This is a genomic window from Tautonia rosea, assembly GCF_012958305.1.
Classification (GTDB): Bacteria; Planctomycetota; Planctomycetia; order Isosphaerales; family Isosphaeraceae; genus Tautonia; species Tautonia rosea.
In genome coordinates, this window is the sequence record NZ_JABBYO010000002.1 from 1 (window position 1) to 16,905 (window position 16,905).

Here is a 16,905-nt window from a genome sequence, read left to right on the forward strand (position 1 = left end):
TCGCACTTCTGAAGAGAAATGCGAGGCGTTTGTGTTTGCGCGCGTCGAGTTTATTGCTGACGTGGGGTTGCCAGTCGGACTATGTCCCGGGTGAGGAGAATCGAATTGGGGCCGATGGATGCCTGAACGGTTTCCGTTTGACGATCCCTGGAATACTCGTGCGAAGCAAGGATTCATGACCATTCGCTGAGTATCGATCAAGGGACTCGGGTGACCTCGGTTGCGGTGTGTGAGTAACCGGGGCCATCCGAACATCTCAGGCAGCGTTCCTGAATCCCTCCTGTGAAGACGCGTTTAGAAGCTGGATCATGATCAGTTGTCGTTGTTGCTGCCGCTGCCGATCAGCGTCGGGCGGCTCGCAGCGCGAATCTGATTGAGAAGTTTCCGCTGTGCTTCTGTGAGGATGGTTTCGCACTCATCCATCTCTTTTCGAGAGAGTTCCTCGATTCGAGCTTTTAGCTCGGTGATCTCGGACTGGTAGCGACTTCGGATAATATAAATATCTTCACGTTGTTGGTTGGAGAGGCCCACCTTGCCAAAGTTGCTCGGAACGCGACGGTAGGGAGGGTAAGTTTTTGGCGCTATGGGGGAGGGTTGCGCGTCGGTGGCCGCTGGAGCGGTTGGGGAGACCGGAGTGGGAGGCTTGGGTTCGTCATCCTGAGCACGGCTTGTCGCGGCAACAAGGACGACGGCGCAGGCGAGTGAAAAGGTTGTGATGTTTGGGCGGCTTCGCAACATCGTTCAGGGTCCTCTACTGCTGCGAGGATCAAAGATCTTTGGGTGAGGCTCCTGGTGCTCCGAATCATCTATTCGCCGTCGAATCCGCATGACCGACATGAAGCATCCATGAGCCATCTCTGACTCTAATCGAGTCGTGATTGCATTGCAACGAGTTCAGGATGGGATTTCCTGGGTTATGGACGCGAGTTGGCAGGAGAATCGAAGGGACGGGGACGATACCAGATGATCGAGTGAGAGGCCCCGCCGATGGCAACGACATCGGGAATGTCGTCGCCGTTCAGGTCTCCGCCGCGAAGATCCTGCGCGGTGATCGTGGAGTCGAGGATGGTTCGGTTCCAGGTCTTGCCATCGAAGTGGTAGACCGAGACGCGGGGATCAACGCCGCGATGCCCGGCGAAGACCTCGTCGATCCCGTCTTCGTTGACGTCGGCGAGCCAAAGGGCATGTCCCTCATCGAGGGTGTCGTCGAGGATGCGCCGAGGACCGATTCGGTTGGGTTGAAGACGTGCTGGGTTCAGGTCGTTGAGCCGGACAGTTGAGATGGCAACGGTGGAGCCGTGCCAGGGTTCGATGGTCGCCAGCAAACCGTGGTCTGGTCCGAAACGTCCGAGATGAACTTCGCTAGCACCTCGGGCGGGGGGCGTTCCGGAGGCTCCGGGCGTGAGAGGAAAACTCTGGTACGGGCGGGGTAACTCGGGATCGCCGACCTCAAGACGACGGTGCAAGGAGACGCCGCAATTGTCTGCGGAAAGGATGGAATCGCGGTCATCTCCGGGGAGGCGGACGACGGCGATGGCGTGCATCACCGGAGCAAGGGCGACAGATTCGGGTTCGGGGCGATTCGCTTCGATCGTGAACGAGGGGAGGACGATGAGTCGGGCCTCGTCTTCCTGAAAGGCGGGAGGAGTCGACGCGGGCCCGAAGATGGGAGCCACGATGAGGTCGAGACGACCGTTACCGAGGATGTCTCCCCATCGGAGACGGTGGATGCTGGGCATCTCCGTGATCGTCTGGAAGGACCAGTCGTCATCAGGAGATGCCCCCTGGGAAGCGAGCCCGAGCTTGCCTCGAACGGGTTCTCGCATGGCGAAGTCGTAGGCAATGGCAATCTCGGCGCGGCCATCGCCGTCAAGGTCGGTAGTGGCCGAGGAGATAATCCCGGGGGTCTGGTCGGGACCAGTAATAATGCGTTTCTGCCACGATGGGTTCTCATACCAGGCACAGGTACCGCCGCCGAGCGCGACAAGATCGGGCCGCTTGTCGCCATTGACGTCGGCGACCTCAATCTGATAGCCGCCTGGGAAATTGTCGTCGATCACGATGCGTTCGAATGAGGGCAGGGGGCGAGGGGAAGGGGTCTCGTCGGCCACAACGAATGGATTCGACAGCAACAGCGGGAGCATCGTGATGGGAGACATGGAGTTTAGCCTTCCAGGTCAGAGGGAGAGTCATCGAGGTCGGAGGCCTTGAGGCCCCAGTGATCGGGAATGCCGGCGGTGTCCTCGGGACGGACACGGAGTTGATTCATATCAATCTCTCCCTTGAGATCGACCTCGACAAGTTTGAGTCGGTTTTCAAGGAGTTTGACCTGTTGTTCAAGAAGGTTGAGGCGTGTTTCGGCCTCGTCGACGCGTTTCGGTCGGGGGACCTCGGGATAGTGTAACTGGCGCTGAAGGGCGGAGAAGAGATAGAGCGGATCGCGGCCGTGGTTGGCTCGGGCGATCTTGCCTTCTTTCTCGCCGAACAGGATGGGAAACTTGGGGGTGAAACCGGGATCGCGTCGGCGCATCTGAGCAACGAGGAACTCTGATCGAGAGTAAATCAAGTCGGCAAAATCGACATCTCCTAACCGGGCATTTAAAAGAAGAATATAATCACTCCACGATTCGTTGTAAAACGGGTCGGCGGCCATCGCGTCGAGTCCGCCGGCGTAACCGAGGCGGTTGCGGCTGATGGCCTCGAACTGATAGACGAACAGGCCGGCGGGGGTCGGGGCGTCGGCGCGGTAGTTGGCCTCGCGTTCCAGGACCAGGAGGGCTTGATCCATTGGAAATCGATTATAAGTGTCCTCTTCTGCCTTGATGATCACATAGGATTGAAATGGGGTGAAGTAGTGGCCCAACTGCTTCATGGCCGGGCCCATCTGGCCACTGATCTTCACCTCTGCGTACATGAAGCCAACGGCCATGGGGAGCCGAGTGGTTGAGAGCAACTCCTCGCCGATTCGGGAGAGAACGTCCTGAGAGGGGATGCCGTCGAGCACCCGTTCACGGAAGGCACGATAAAAATAGGCCTGCTCGATGTATTCCTCGCGGTCGAGCACGGGCATGGGAGAGCCTCGGGAGGAATGAGGAGCTCCGGATCTCACGTCCGGAGGGGAATGTCAGGATCACGACTTGAAACCGGATGCGCTCATGAACTTATTTATGATTTGGAATGTCTGAGTTGGGTTGAGTGATCGGTGAGGGCGGGCCGTTCTGGTGCAGCGCGTCGAGCAGGGCGAGGAATTCGGACACGTGCGAGCAGGTGTGGTGTGGCGTTTCGGCGAGGAGGCGCTCGGGTCGGAAGGCGGCCCAGGTGACGGCACAGGTCAGGGCACCGGCGGCTCGGCCCGCGCGGACGTCGGCGGGGCTGTCGCCGACCATGAGGATTTGTTGAGGTTCGACATTGAGCAAGCGAGCCGCCCGGTAGAGGCCGTCGGGGTCGGGTTTGGGGCGATCGACATCGTCTCCGGAGATGAGGCAGTCGATCTGACCGCTGAGCCCGAGCGCGGAGATCGAATACTGAGCGGCGCGGCGGCCCTTGCCGGTGAACACGCCGACTTTCCAGCCGAGGCTTCGGGCTCGGTCGATGACGGCGGGAATTCCGTCAAAGAGGCGAACCATGCGCTCGTGTTCCTGTTCATAATGGAGGAAGAAGCGATCGAGGGCCTCATCGAGCCGATCTTCGGGGGCGAAGAGGCCAAGGCAGGCACGTTCGGCGGGTCCGAAGCTGGCCTCGACCTCGTCGTCGGTTGGGAGGGGATCGGTCCAGGGGGAGAGGGCGTGGCGGAAGGCGTCGAAAATCAGCGGGAGCGTGTCGGCCATCGTGCCGTCGAAGTCGAGGAGCAGGGCTCGGGGCGACTCGGGGGAGGTCATGGGGGTGTCCGACTGAGGAGCAGGATGACGGAAGTTTGTGGGACTGGCCATTGTATCGCATGGGCAACGGCTTGCCGATGCCGCTAAACTCGCTTGAAGCATTGCAGTCCGATAGAGTCAAGGGAAGGTGAAGGCTCCGGTCTGACCGGGGCCGACGCACCAATCAAGGCGGAACGGCTCGGGATGGCATCGGGGCGCGATGATCCTCGGGGCCGGTCATGAGGTGGGAGGACGGGTCAGGTGAACGACGCTTGGATTGCGGATCGGATGACGAAGATCGAGGCCTCGGGGATTCGCAAGGCCTTCGAGATGGCGAAACAGATGACCGATCCGATCAACCTGTCGATCGGTCTGCCGGACTTCGACGTGCCGGATGTCATCAAAGAAGCCGCCTGTGAGGCGATCCGAGAAGGACGAAATGCCTACACCGTAACCATGGGAGATCCTCGGTTACGGGGAGAGCTGCAGGAGATCGTCGACCATCAGTACGGTCATTCCGATCGTCAGGTGATGGTGACCTCCGGCACGGCGGGAGGGCTCTTGCTGGCGATCTGCTGCGCGGTGAATCCGGGAGACGAGGTGATCGTCTTCGATCCCTATTTCGTGATGTATCCCAACCTTGTCGCCCTGGCGGGTGGGACGACGGTTCTGGTCGAGACGTATCCGAGCTTTGGTGTCCCGGTCGATCGGGTCGAGGCGGCCATCACGCCGAAGACAAAGGCGATCATCGTCAATAGCCCGGGAAACCCAAGTGGGGTGGTCGTTCCGCCGGAGGAGCTGAAGGCGCTGGCCGACTTGTGTCGGAAGCGGGGGATCTTGCTCATAAGTGATGAAGTATACAAAGCATTTTGTTACGATGAGGCGTTTCATTCGCCTGCGGAATGGAATGAGGATGTGCTGGTCGTGGATGGGTTCAGCAAGACTTATGGGATGACCGGGTGGCGGCTCGGGTTCGCACACGGGCCGGGACTCCTGCTGCAGGAGATGGCCAAGCTGCAGCAATTCTCGTTTGTGTGTGCTCCGACGCCATTACAGCATGCGGTCGTCGGGGCATCACGATTGGACCTGACTTTACAAATCGACGCCTACCGATCCAAACGGGATCGTGTTCTCGAGGTCCTGTCGGGGAGGTACGACCTGGCGCGCCCAACCGGGGCGTTTTATGCGTTTCCGAAGGTCCCCGAGGGGTGGCCGTCGGCATCGGCGTTCGTCGAGGAGGCAATCCGGCGCAATCTGCTCATCATTCCGGGGAACGTGTTCAGCAAGGCAGATACGCACGTCCGCATTTCGTATGCCGTTGATGATGCGGTGCTGGAGCGAGGCCTTGAGGTTTTGCGATCGCTGGCCGAGGAACGAAGGGAGGCAATGGCCTGAGGCTTTCGTCTGGGAGGGCGGGTTACGTCACTTCTCGGAGAGGGGGTCGTCTGGAGTGTTTGGAAGACCCTCCTGGAGCCGTCGGAGCATTCGGCCGCGTTTCCGAGGAAGGCGAGCGCGGCCGAACTCAGGAAGGCGCGGTTCGAACAGCGGCCAGGTCAGGACGGTGAGGCAGGAGAATTCCTGAAAGATGGCGACGAGCATCCGGCCTCGGTGGAGGGCGAGGACTGCGACTGCGCCATTCTCCGGGTTGCGTCCGAGTCGCCGGGTGCGGGCCAGCGCGAGTCGAAGCGCAACTTCGGCCTCGGGCTCGGGAACGTGGAATCGCTCGATAAAGCGTTCGAGGGCGTGTCGGGTCAGGCGAGCCTGGCTGTAATCACGCTGACCTTTGGGGGGGGGAGGAGGAGAAGCATCGCTCATCGCCTTGCTGTCTCCTCGGGGAACGATCGGGGCTTGTCATCGGCAGCCGGTAGACCACCCGAGCCGAGGTCCTGTGGTCGGGTGGTCTCTCGGTCGGCTCACGATGGCAAGACGCTGGAGATCAGTCCTGGACTTTGCCGGTGGCAGCCCACTCGACCCCGCGTCGCATCCATTCCTGGTAGTCCGGGTTCGAGATGGCTTCGGGGTCGTGGCCGAGTACGTTGTTGTAGACGCGGCCCTCGCCGAACGTGTTCACCCAGATGACCGGCTCATCCTTGCCGGTCCCACGGGGCAGGTCGGGGTCGGAATAGGCGGTGGCAAGGACGACGTTCCCGTCAACCATGACAGAGTTCTGATACAACTCATCGATGGTATGATTGAAAGATGCCGGCAGCCCCTGGGAGATCGGGTGGTCGACCTCCGATTTCTTGACGGTGAATTCGTGCTTGGGGCCGTGGAATCCCTGGCTACGCCAGCCACCGGCAATCATACGCTCATATTCGTCCCAGTTTGGATCGGCGAAGGCGCTTGAAGCGAAGTGGTAGACGACCAGGCCGGTGCCGCTCTTGACGGCGTTGACCAGGGCCGCTTTGTTCTCCTCCGTCCACTCGGTTTCGGAGGTGGCGCTGTCGGTCTGTCGGTAATTCAGGAGCAAGACGTCATACTTGGAAAGGTTTTCCTCGGTCAGATCCCGGGCCGGCGTGGTGGTCACGTCGACATCGATCCGGCCGCCTTCTTCAAGGAAGTTCTTGATGATGGGTGTGGTTTCCTGCCAGGCGTGACCGCGGTGGTCGCCTGTAATGATCAGGCACGTGATGGAGTCGTCCTGAGCAACGGCAGGGCGAGCCCCGGCAAGGGCGACCAGGCCGAGGCAGGCGAGGGCAAAGCGTCGAGTCATTGGTGGTCAACTCCCGGTCTCGATCGATCGTTTGGTCGCTAGGAATTGCCATCGGCCGACCCCCGGCCGAGGCCCTTCTCGAATTCGAGTCGATCGTCGTTCCCCAGCCTATCGCCTGATCGGCCTCGATGCGACGGGGATGCGAGCGGAAGGAAGATGAAGGGGTTTTGTTACGATTCGATTCTCAAAACGGGCGTTCAGGTCAAATGGCTTACCGGGGATCGGGGCGGCGTTCGTAGAATCGGCTGAGCGACCAGAGGCGTCGGACCTGATGCGAGACGATCAAGGCGGTCACGAGGAGGGAGGCAATCAGGATATTGAGGTAAACGTTCGGTTGATATCCGTGGGAGATGAAGTGTTCGAACCAGATCAGGCTGTACCCGAGGGCGGCCAATCCGGCGGTCAGCCAGACGAGCCAGTGACGGGACCAGAGCCCTGAGGCGACGATCAGCATGGGGTAGCCGATGACCAGGCCGCTATCGGCGGCGTCGAGCAGGCGGAGCGCGGCGGTCAGCGCGGTCACATCGACGACAATCCAGGCGGGCCAGAGGCGTTCGGGCTGCTCGGATCGACGGGCAGCGGCCTGAATGAGGATGGCGGAAGTCATCCAGAGGAGTTCGAGGCCCGTCAGCTGAACGTGCAGGGTGTGCTTGCGGTCGGCCGGGACATGGGCAAGGTAATTCGCCTGGGTGAGCAGGGTGATGCTCCCGATGGCGACCAGGCGGAAGACGAGTTCGGGCTCGCGACGGGCCCAGCGTCGGAGCCGGCCGACCGGGCCGACCCAACTGGCCGAGATCGGTTCGCCCCGGAGGTAACGTTCCAGGTCTTCGGCGACTGCCTCGGCCGAGGGATAGCGGCGCTGCGGATCGATTTCCAGGCAGCGGAGGCAGATCGCCTCCAGGGGGCGGGGAACGCTCGGATTGAGCCGACGGGGAGGATCGGGCTCGCGTTCGCTGATTTGGACAAGCGTTTCCATGGGAGAGTCGGCACGGTGCGGAGAGCGGCCGGTGAGCATGGCGTAGAGGACCGCTCCCAGGCCATAGACATCCGTGCGTTCGTCGATTTCTCCGGCTCGGGCCTGTTCGGGAGCCATGTATTCGAGCGTGCCGACGATGGCTTCGGGACGAGTCAGTCCCTCGTCCGACCCGGGGCCGACCCGCTTGACCAGTCCGAAATCGGTGATGAAGGGAGTCCGGTGCTCGATTGGGGTGTCGGTATCGCCGTCGAGCAGGATGTTGGCGGGCTTCAGATCGCGGTGGACGAACCCGAGCCGGTGCGCGTGGTCGACGGCTCGGGCAATCTGAAGGAGCAGGTCGGCTACCACTCGGGGCTGTTCTCGCAGGATCGGGATGACTCGCGAAAGGTTTCCTCCTTCGATCAGCTCCATGCTGAAGTAATGCTCGCCGTGCCAGCAACCGACCTCGAAGATGCGGACGATGTTCGGGTGTCGCAAGCCGGCCGCCGCCTCGGCCTCGATCCGGAACCGTCTCGCCTCGTCGTCGGTTGCGAGTCGCCCGACCCGCATGACCTTCAAGGCGACCAGGCGGTTGAGCCCTTGCTGACGGGCCCGATAAATGACTCCCATGCCTCCTCGACCCAGTTCGCCGAGCAGGTCGTATCCGGCGATGGACGTGGGCTTGGTCGCGCAGAAGACCTCGGCAACGATTGAGGGATCGTCCGGAAACCGGGAACGATAGTCTGCCTCAACCGGCTGTTCGCCTCGCTCGCGGCGCATTTCCAGTTCGAGGGCGATCAGCTCGTGGAGCAAGACACGACGCTCGATCCCCTGAGCTTCCGCCAGGAACGACTCGATCGAGGGAGCACCGTCGGCTCGCCAGTCTGCCTCAAATCGATCACAGGCGTCGTTCACAAAGCGTGCGCGATCAATGGAGAGGGTCAGTTCGAGAGGGAGCTGGGTATCCGAGTTGCTCATGAGAACGGCCTATCATCATCTTGTGAGTCACTTGGCATGCCAAAGCAGCAGAACCTCAATACCAGTGTTCATTCAGGTGCGTTGTCATCATCGTCCGGGTCCGTGGTCCGATGCGATTCCCAGATCTTGCGGATCAGGTCGAGCCGTCGGGCAACGGTACGCCGGGCGCAGCCGAGGCGGTCGGCAATCTCATCATTGGTCAGGCCTTCAAGCCGCCAGATGGCGACACGGCGGAGGTCTTCGTCATCCAGCTGGTCAAGGAGACGTTCATAGGATTCGGCGACCATCACGGCGAACTCGGGAGAGGGTTCGGAGCCCGCGAGCTGGTCGAGGAGCAGGCGGTCGTCTTCGGCTTCAGGGCTCTGCACGGTGTCGATCCGAAGGAGGTCCCCCCCGCGTTTCTGGGCCCTACGGCGCTGGGCCTGGGCTCCGGCCTTGCGAGCGGTGATGACGACCAACAGCCTCCAGAGGTCGTCTCGATCGCCGAGCAAGGGAAAGCGTCCCCGGGCGGCTCCGGCGCAGAAGCTGTCGAAGGCGCTCAGGGCGGCGTCTTCCTCGTCCTCGTCAGCCCCTCGGCGGCGGCTGGAGGCGAGTTTTTGCCGGGCCAGGCGAACCAGCCGATCGAAGTAGCGTTCCCAGAGGGGCTGGGCGGCCTCGGGGTCGCCGGCCTTCAACTGGCCGATCCACTGGGAGACCGACCCGCGATCGTCTCCTGGAGGAATGGAAGTCATGAGCCTCGCCTCTGAGGTCATTCCGGTCGGCAAGCGATGCCCGCAGTTGATTCCGAAGCGGAAGTGATCCACGTATTCTCGTCCGATGACGAAGTCGGGTCCAGGGTGCTCTGGCCGGGATTACGCGGGCTTGCCGGGCCCTGGGGGTGGGAACGCCTCGGGATGGGAGGAGGCCCAGAGGGACAGTCGACGGGTCGCCCCGGTGCGGGGCAGGGGATCGAGATCGGCGATCGAACGCCACTCGACGGCCGAGAGGCCGGGGCCTGGCGTCGGAGCGCCGCCGAGAGGAGCTGCGGCCATCGCTGAGAGAGTGACGCGGTGCTTGGTCACGGCGTATCGGATCGTATGCAACGGTTCGCCAAGTGCCAGGGAGATGCCGGTCAGGTGACGGAAGCGAAGGTCGAGCGGATCGACGAGCCCGACTGCGGAGCCTCTCCCCGCCGGATCAACCCCCGATTGATGGACGGTCGGGAACTCCCAGAACCCTTCCCAGAGGCGGCCGGCCGCGCGTTGGACGACAAGAAACCGACCCTGATCGTCGACGGCCAGCACGCAGGTTTCCGCCACCTCAAGGGGCGGGATTGGCGCCGATCGCTTCGGCAACTCGTCTTGCATCCCTTCGCGACGGGCAAGGCAGGAGTCGGCCACCGGGCAGGCCAGGCATCGCGGAGATCGAGGGGTGCAGACGGTCGCACCGAGGTCCATGATCGCCTGATTAAACCGGCCAGGGTGGTTCGGCGGGACGATCCGGGCGGCCGCCTTCCAGAGCCTGGCTTGGGAGTTCGTGGAGCGAAGATCCTCAGTCCAGCGGAGCCATCGGGCGAGGACGCGCTGGCTGTTTGCCTCCAAAATCGGCTCGGGGAGGTCGAAGGCGATCGAGGCAACAGCGCCGGCGATGTAGCGTCCGACCCCCGGAAGACGCCGCAAGGCCTCAGGGTCGCCGGGGACCTGGCCGTCGTGCTGTTCGACGATTACCCGAGCCGCCTGCTGGAGCAAGCGGGCCCTCCGGTAGTAGCCAAGCCCCTCCCAGGCCTTGAGCACGTCGGCCTCGTCGGCCGAAGCGAGGGCGTTGGGGGTAGGGAACCGGGACAGAAACCGCTCGAAGAAGGGACCGGCGGCGGCAACGGTCGTTTGAACGAGCATGACCTCGGAGACGAGGACCTTGAAGGGGTCACGGTCTCGTCTCCAGGGAAGATCGGCACGACCCTCGCGATCGTACCAGTCGAGCAAGGCTCGGCGGACGCTTGCAAGCCAGGTGGGGTCGAGGTCGGGCTCGGGATTGTCCGGATCGTCCGATGCGGGATCGGGTCGTTGCAATCGTTCTGATCGGTGCATAAAGACAAATCCTTGTTCTCGGACATTGACGTGAAACGTTCCTCATCCGACGTTGACCAGAGTCACGCAACTCGCGACCGGGCGGCGATCAGAGTCGGACAAAGGAGGAGGTGTCCCGCGTGAGGAAAGGGGGGTAAAAACAGGTCCAGATGCGGATATGGCAAAATTCGACGATCATTCGGATTTATTCGAAGACGAAGCGGCGTCGGCGTCGTAAATCTCAGGTACAGGACGTGATAAGTCATCGTGGAAAGAGCCAAAAAAGACAAGAGTTGGAATTCAGACCCAAAACCGGCAATAAAAAGCAGCTATTCCGCAAACTTTTCCTTGACGGCCCAGATTATGGGTTCATAGTTGAGGTGCAGGGAGGTGAGCGTTCGGGCGGGCGGCCGAAGCGAACTCGATGACGAGCGCGAGAGTTGGCCGCAGGATCCCGAGGGAGTTTGCCGAAGCTGGCAACAATTCTCACCGGAACATTCCACGATGGTATCCTCTATAACCGATGCGCTCACCGGCAACGCGACTGCCGGTGAGGTGGAGCGGTTGATTGGCCTCGATGTCGAGGTGCGATCCGATCACGCTCCTGTGACTGATTTCCGGCGGCTGGTCCGTCTGGTCCACGATAACGAGCGGCTCCTGTCGGAGCTGGAAACGGTTCGGACAAAGATCCAGCAGGCCTGGATGTATTTGTCGGAACCGGGGAGCAATCCGACCCTGGCGATGACCCACCTGGAACGGCTTCGGATGAAGCGTTCGGCATTGCTTGCGCACCTCAGGTCCAACCGGATCGAAGCGCGGCTTCTGGTTGGCAAGGCGGTGCCGGACGACGAACAGATTGAATTAAATTGACTTCAATACGTGGCTGTACTTGAGACATCAGCTTGGCACCTTCAACTGACGGAGAGACGCCGTGTACCAGGAGAAACCCCGCAAGCAACGCCCTCCGCTCACTGAGGATCAGCAGCGGCTGGCCGTGAAGTAATTGCCGATGGCCCGATCGCTGGCTCGGCCGTTCAAGGAGCAGTTTCCGGATATCTGGGAGGAGTTCGAGTCGGCGGCCTGCCTGGCTCTGGTCGAGGCGGCCCGCGCGTTCGAACCTAGTCGAGCCGTGAAGTTCTCGACCTTTGCCCGGCAACGCATCTCGGGAGGGTTGCGAGACGTTCGCCGCGAGCGGATCCTTCGAAGCCGGAACGAATGCCAGCTGGCGGACGGTGCCGAGAGCGCCTATTCGATGATCACCGAGGTCCCCGGGGAAGGCCAGCCGATCGGGGCCGAACTGGAGGCTGTTGAGGCCGTCGAAACCTGGCTGAAAAAGCTGCCCCGCCAGCATGCCGAAACCTGCCGGATGATCTACCTGGAAGAGAAGACCCACGCCGAGGTCGCTCAACGACTGGGGTTCTCTCCGTCTCGGATCACCTACATCCACCTTGAGGCGCTCGCCATTCTTGGTGGCACCTGGGCACCGGGCACCCGCCCGCTGCCGCCCGCCCCCCGACGACGAGGACGACCCCGTCGGGCCATCTTTGCCTGAGGATCGAATGTCCCTGATGCCAGGCCGGTCGCGATCGGTGCCGGTCGGGATCGCCGTCTGAGCATGTTCACGGTTTTTTAAAAACGCGTTCGAAGAAACGACGTACGTACCTGGATTCGCAGACTTGGTTCCGCACATCGAATGAACAAAGGACAAAACCATGTTGGTCTTGAAGCGCAAAGAGGGTCAATGGGTCGAGATCATTCACCGTTCTGGAGACGTGATCCGACTCCGTGTTTACGACATTCAGGCTGCCGCGGGAGTGCCGAGCCGTACCAATCTCGCCTTTGACGACGCCGCGAGGAACTTCGAAATCCGACGTCCCGAGCGCCGGATGACCCCCACGAAATCTGAACCTGACGCAACCGAGCACCCTGAGCCCCACCTTGAGGCGTCGCAGGTGTTCGTTGCAGAAGCCCCCCTTGTCATCGTTCCTGAGGTGGGGTTGAGTGTCGAGGGAGCGATCCAGGAGGCCCCCGTCGAAGCCCACTGATGTCGGACCAGTTCCCAGGTCTATCCACTCCATTTCTTGAAATGAGGCCCCCACATCGACCCGAAACCGGGACGGTGTGGGGGCTTGAGCGTGTTCACGAGGGCAGGGAGCGTCGCATGGATCTGGGTACCCGGGCGCGATGCTCAGGCCGGAGGAGGGAAGAGGGCGACGTCGCGGAGGGGGAGGACCTGGGAGAAGTCGTCGCGCTCCACGGCGGCCACGAAGCGGCGGAGGACGAGTTCAAGGTGCTCGATTAGTTCCGGGTTCCGCTCCGACACGTCGTTCTGATCCCATCGGTCCTCGGGCTTGCGGTAGAGTTCGACGGAGCGAGGAGGGTCGTCGGGGTCAGCCTCGACGGGGAGGACCAGGTGCCAGTAGTGGGAGCGGAGCGCGAACTCCTCGACATCCATTCCCAAGCAGGCGAAGTCGCGGAGCTTGGTGACGCGTCCCTGGATCAAGGCCAGCAGGTCGTGCCCGTGGATTGGCGGTTGCTCGGTATCGAACGGGGATGTGTTGGCGTTGAGGGCCGCGAGGATCGTCGGGAGCAGGTCGACAGACTGCACGATGGCCTGGTGGCGTGATCCGCCTCGATCGCCGCCCGGCAGGCGGAGAATCAAGGGGGTGTGCACCAGTTCCTCATACAGCCACGGTCGAAACCGACGGACGAAGCCGTGCTCTCCGAGGGGTTCGCCCTGATCGGAGGTGAAGATGATCAACGAGTCGTCGAGCCGGCCGAGGCGTTTCAGGTGGTCGAACAAGAGGCCGAGCTGACGGTCGAGCGCGGTGACAACTCCGGCGTAGGTGCGACGGAGGCGGTAGAGTTCCTCCTCGGAGATCACTTCCCCGACCGGCCCGGGGGGCACGTCGATCAAGGGGGCGACCTCGTCGAGGAACAGGTCCTCGGCGTCGTCGTCTCCGTCGGAGTCCTCGTCGATCAGGTCTCCTTCGTCACCGGCCTCGAAGTCGTCGGGCTCGACGGCGATGTAGCGGTCGCGATCGGCGGGAGGAGGATCCCAGGGGCCGTGCGGGCTGAACAGGTCGAGCCAGAGCACGAAGGGAGTTGTCTCGTTGGCCGATCGGTCGAGCCAGTCGATCGCGGCCCGGATGGCGCGGCCGGAACCGGCGTTCTCCTCGGTGTTGAGCTTCAGGGCGGTTCGGTTGCGGAGGTACTGCTCCCAGCGGAGGGTCCAGAGTTCCCGGTCGGGATCGTCTTCCGGAGGCAGTCGGAGGCCCGGCTCGTCGGCGATCGAGACGCCGGAGGCGCGGGGGTCGTCGGGCAGGATATACGGGTCGTACCCTTGCCCTCGGACCCAGACGACCTCGTCGAATCCTCGGCCGAAGCCGTGCCCGGCCTGGCGGAGCATGGGCACGTCGGAGATCAAGGCCGACCGGACGCCGCGATCGTAAAGCAGGTCGGGCAGGATCGGTTCGTCGGCGCGAAGGGGAGTCCACCCCTGGTCGGGGTCGGGGAACCCGTAGCGGCCGGTCCACCAACTGCGACGCGTCGGCAGGGTGGTGAGGTTTTCGGGGTAGTGGTGATCGAAGACCACTCCCTCGCTCGCCAGGCGATCGAGGTTTGGCGTCTCAATCCAGGGGTTTCCGTAGGGGCCGAGAAACCCGAGGTGCAGACCATTGCAGGCGATGACGATGACGTTCATGCCGCTGATTGTAGCGTCTGGCCCCGCTGGGAGCGAAGAGGGCTCGGGCGGCCGGGAGTGATCCTCGCCCGTCAGACGCGGTCAGCGTTCCCGGATCACACGAAAGCCGAGTTCGGGGAAGGTCTCGATGCCGGTGTCGCGTACTCCGACGCCAAACTGGACCCGGTAGTGTTCACCGATGTCCCAGTGGAACTGGGGCATGATGAGGATGTCTCCGGACCCGACGAAGTTGCGGGCGATGTTGGTTTCGACCCCGACCAGGAAACGCTCGGTCACGTCGTAGAAGACGCTGAGGTTGACCAGCATGTCGAGCCCTCGGCGGGGAGCAATGTCATCAAACGGGAAGACCAGTTGCCCGGCGTTGAAGCCGAACATGCCGAAGAGGCTCCATTTCTGATCGAGTCGAAGCCCGGCCAGGTACAGGACCGCGATCGACACCCGGTTGTCGTTGAAGTCGTGTTGCAGGATTCCCTGGATGCCGTGGATGAAGGCGTCGTCGAAGGCGGTGCCGAAGGTGTACTGCGCGGCGTATTTCGCCGCCTCGATGTGGGTGTTGAAGATCGGCAGCTCAAATTCAAGGGCGAAGCCGTCGAACAGCGCGTATTCGATTTCCGGGGCCCATTCGTAACGGGTTCGGCCATCACCCCGGAAGGGGACGAGGTTCAGGACGTTGACCTCCAACTCCCCGCGACGGGCACCAAGACCGCGGACGAGGTCGAAGACCATCGGCTCGGGAATCCGAGGGCCGTCTCGATACCCGATGTCCTCGACCATCGATGGCGAAGGAGATTGCAGATACGAGATCGGCGGATCGGCCACTATCCCAGGCGTGGGAACCGTGTCCGGTGGGAAGACGCCGAATTCGCTTCCGGACCATGGTCGGGGGGCCGCGAGGGCTGGGCGATCGAAGTAGGCACCGAGAACGGTCGGAGGGGGCGTGGTTGCGTCGTAAAAGGACGAGAGATCCGGGGGCAGGGCCTCGGGTAAGAGTCCTCCGACCTGATCCGGGGCGATCTCAGGGTCGATGCCGGGAGCAATCAATGAAGGGTGGAGCGGAAGACGCTCGTCTCCCAGATCATCGGCCGTGGTGGTGGCGATCGGGACGATCAGGACGAGGATTCCGAGCCAGACCGCAATGCCTCGGAACACCGATCGGCGGGACTTGGACGACAACGCCAACGGAGAGCCTCCCTCGAACCAGCTACGGCAGCTTTGGACAGGACATGCGGCCGAGGGTGAGCATCAAAAGAGGTGGCAGAATCAAGGCGATGCCCAGGGGAATGATCGCGAGGAGAGTAGCCCGGTTCGTTTGGGCTGTCAATTGCGATTGTTCATACCTAAGCGTTCTCCTCAATTCGTTCGGTCGGAAGTTCCGCAAGGTCGATCGAGGGGAGGATCTCTCCTCGGGCAAGGGCGTCGATCACCGTTCGAGGGGCGTCGTTGACCCGATCGCCGAGGGCCTTCTGGAGGTCGGCCGTCAGCGTGGTGATCGCCTTTTTGCGGGGCAAGGTCAGGTAGTCGGAAACCTGGATCGGAGGGCGGATTTCGATGTCGGCCCTCGACCCGAACTTCAGGAGGCGATCCGAGTAGTTCAAGCGGATTGGCACGATTGTCAGGCGATTGTCCCCCAGATTCTCCTGCACCTGGAGCGAGATCCAGGCAGCCCCCGGCTTCAGTGGGTGAACCTCTCCGGGAGGAAGTCGGAAGATATTCCCCTCGGGGAAGATGACGAGCGACTGGCCCGATTCCAGAATTTCCCGGCAATGCTTCAAGGCCCCGGGGGTTGGGCGGTTGGTGTTGATCGGGAAGGCCCCCAGCCGACGAACAAACCAGCCTTGCAGGCCGTGAGCTACCTCATTGTGCGAGGTGAGGAACCGGAGCATCCGGAACTTGGGAGCCTTGCGATCGGCCTCGTAAAGCATCAAGGTATCCGACCGAGAGCGGTGCGTCGGGGCAAGGATCAGCGGCCCTTCCGACGGCAACCGGTCCGCATGATGCACGCGGACCCGGAAATAGCAGCGCAAGAAGAGCCAGTGAATCGGCCAGAGCAGTCCGATCAACCAGGGCGCAACGTAAGATCGGGGCGCATCGGCAGCGCTCATCGGCGGTCGGCTCCGTGGCCCGTTTCGAATCCCGTTGAGGGTCCCGAGGGCACAAGGGGGGAGTATGATGAACCTCAACCAGATACCTTACTCTGGAAATTGCCCGGCCGTCAGTGCCAATCGGGTTCCAGGCCCCGGTCCCGGAGGCAAGCTTGGCTGGCCCCAAGCCCTGAAAAACCCGTTGCGCTCGGTCCCCTTGGCCCTGTCGTGGACGTGGCAATTCTGTCGATCGGCCGGATCGTTCCGCCGCCGTCGAAGACGGTTGAACCCCTGGGGAATCGAGGCCGATTGCGGATGACCGGCGGCCTCGCTTGCTTCACCCCCGACCATGCTCTAGAATGGCTGAGTGATTCAACGGCGGGAGCCGTGTCGGGATTGCCTGCCAGGCGCGGCGTCGAGCGGACACCTACTTGATGGAGCGACCACCGCACGAGTGTTGACTGACGGTGGCACATCGTTCGACCGGACATCACCCGAATTCGGATCGGAACTCCGACCGGCATTCGTCGGTTCGAGGTTCCGAGCGTGCTCTGCCCGCCGAAAGCGAAGGCG

The 16,905-nt window shown here is 62.3% G+C and carries 16 protein-coding genes; 4 read left to right on the top strand and 12 right to left on the bottom strand.

The genetic code is table 11. The annotated features are described in order from the left end of the window. Positions 1-312: 312 nt before the first annotated feature. From HG800_RS02695 to HG800_RS02710, 4 genes are all read right to left on the bottom strand, one after another. Positions 313-738, bottom strand: a complete 426-nt coding sequence (locus HG800_RS02695; RefSeq protein ID WP_169973524.1) for a hypothetical protein — start codon at positions 736-738, stop codon at positions 313-315. Positions 739-914: 176 nt separating this feature from the next. Next, entirely contained in the window at positions 915-2,159 is a 1,245-nt protein-coding gene (locus HG800_RS02700; RefSeq protein WP_169973526.1) for an FG-GAP repeat domain-containing protein, read from the bottom strand. Between the two features lie 5 nt (positions 2,160-2,164). Continuing rightward, positions 2,165-3,070: a hypothetical protein gene (locus tag HG800_RS02705; RefSeq protein ID WP_169973528.1), complete on the bottom strand. Its 906-nt coding sequence runs from the start codon at positions 3,068-3,070 to the stop codon at positions 2,165-2,167. Positions 3,071-3,161: 91 nt separating this feature from the next. Continuing rightward, positions 3,162-3,878 carry an HAD family hydrolase gene (locus HG800_RS02710; protein ID WP_169973530.1) on the bottom strand — a complete coding sequence of 239 codons (717 nt, stop codon included), beginning with the start codon at positions 3,876-3,878 and terminating at the stop codon, positions 3,162-3,164. Between the two features lie 240 nt (positions 3,879-4,118). On the opposite strand from HG800_RS02710, the gene HG800_RS02715 reads away from it, so the two are divergent. Beyond that, positions 4,119-5,252 (top strand): pyridoxal phosphate-dependent aminotransferase, encoded by a 1,134-nt coding sequence (locus tag HG800_RS02715; protein ID WP_169973532.1) that lies wholly within the window; start codon positions 4,119-4,121, stop codon positions 5,250-5,252. A gap of 27 nt (positions 5,253-5,279) precedes the next feature. On the opposite strand, the gene HG800_RS02720 is transcribed toward HG800_RS02715, so the two are convergent. The 5 genes from HG800_RS02720 to mutY all read right to left on the bottom strand — a co-directional run bounded on the left by HG800_RS02720 (position 5,280) and on the right by mutY (position 10,569). Further along, complete coding sequence (locus tag HG800_RS02720; RefSeq protein WP_169973534.1) at positions 5,280-5,672, bottom strand: hypothetical protein; 393 nt, start codon at positions 5,670-5,672, stop codon at positions 5,280-5,282. 121 nt (positions 5,673-5,793) lie between these two features. Beyond that, entirely contained in the window at positions 5,794-6,570 is a 777-nt protein-coding gene (locus HG800_RS02725; protein WP_169973536.1) for a ThuA domain-containing protein, read from the bottom strand. A 211-nt stretch (positions 6,571-6,781) separates the two neighbouring features. Further along, the gene (locus HG800_RS02730) at positions 6,782-8,503 is read right to left on the bottom strand and encodes a serine/threonine-protein kinase (protein WP_169973538.1); all 1,722 of its coding nucleotides are present in this window, start codon (positions 8,501-8,503) and stop codon (positions 6,782-6,784) included. Positions 8,504-8,571: 68 nt separating this feature from the next. Continuing rightward, positions 8,572-9,306 carry an ECF-type sigma factor gene (locus HG800_RS02735; protein ID WP_315851957.1) on the bottom strand — a complete coding sequence of 245 codons (735 nt, stop codon included), beginning with the start codon at positions 9,304-9,306 and terminating at the stop codon, positions 8,572-8,574. A gap of 48 nt (positions 9,307-9,354) precedes the next feature. Beyond that, the gene (gene mutY / locus HG800_RS02740; RefSeq protein ID WP_169973540.1) at positions 9,355-10,569 is read right to left on the bottom strand and encodes an A/G-specific adenine glycosylase; all 1,215 of its coding nucleotides are present in this window, start codon (positions 10,567-10,569) and stop codon (positions 9,355-9,357) included. A gap of 483 nt (positions 10,570-11,052) precedes the next feature. On the opposite strand from mutY, the gene HG800_RS02745 reads away from it, so the two are divergent. The 3 genes from HG800_RS02745 (at position 11,053) to HG800_RS02755 (ending at position 12,593) form a co-directional block, all read left to right on the top strand. Continuing rightward, positions 11,053-11,418: a hypothetical protein gene (locus HG800_RS02745; RefSeq protein ID WP_169973542.1), complete on the top strand. Its 366-nt coding sequence runs from the start codon at positions 11,053-11,055 to the stop codon at positions 11,416-11,418. Positions 11,419-11,557: 139 nt separating this feature from the next. Further along, positions 11,558-12,100 carry a sigma-70 family RNA polymerase sigma factor gene (locus HG800_RS02750; RefSeq protein ID WP_169973544.1) on the top strand — a complete coding sequence of 181 codons (543 nt, stop codon included), beginning with the start codon at positions 11,558-11,560 and terminating at the stop codon, positions 12,098-12,100. 160 nt (positions 12,101-12,260) lie between these two features. Next, positions 12,261-12,593 carry a hypothetical protein gene (locus HG800_RS02755; protein WP_169973546.1) on the top strand — a complete coding sequence of 111 codons (333 nt, stop codon included), beginning with the start codon at positions 12,261-12,263 and terminating at the stop codon, positions 12,591-12,593. Positions 12,594-12,736: 143 nt separating this feature from the next. On the opposite strand, the gene HG800_RS02760 is transcribed toward HG800_RS02755, so the two are convergent. The 3 genes from HG800_RS02760 to HG800_RS02770 all read right to left on the bottom strand — a co-directional run bounded on the left by HG800_RS02760 (position 12,737) and on the right by HG800_RS02770 (position 16,353). Beyond that, positions 12,737-14,251 (bottom strand): sulfatase family protein, encoded by a 1,515-nt coding sequence (locus tag HG800_RS02760; RefSeq protein ID WP_169973548.1) that lies wholly within the window; start codon positions 14,249-14,251, stop codon positions 12,737-12,739. Positions 14,252-14,332: 81 nt separating this feature from the next. Continuing rightward, positions 14,333-15,430 (bottom strand): hypothetical protein, encoded by a 1,098-nt coding sequence (locus tag HG800_RS02765; protein WP_169973550.1) that lies wholly within the window; start codon positions 15,428-15,430, stop codon positions 14,333-14,335. A gap of 158 nt (positions 15,431-15,588) precedes the next feature. Continuing rightward, entirely contained in the window at positions 15,589-16,353 is a 765-nt protein-coding gene (locus HG800_RS02770; RefSeq protein ID WP_169973552.1) for a lysophospholipid acyltransferase family protein, read from the bottom strand. Positions 16,354-16,905: the final 552 nt, after the last annotated feature.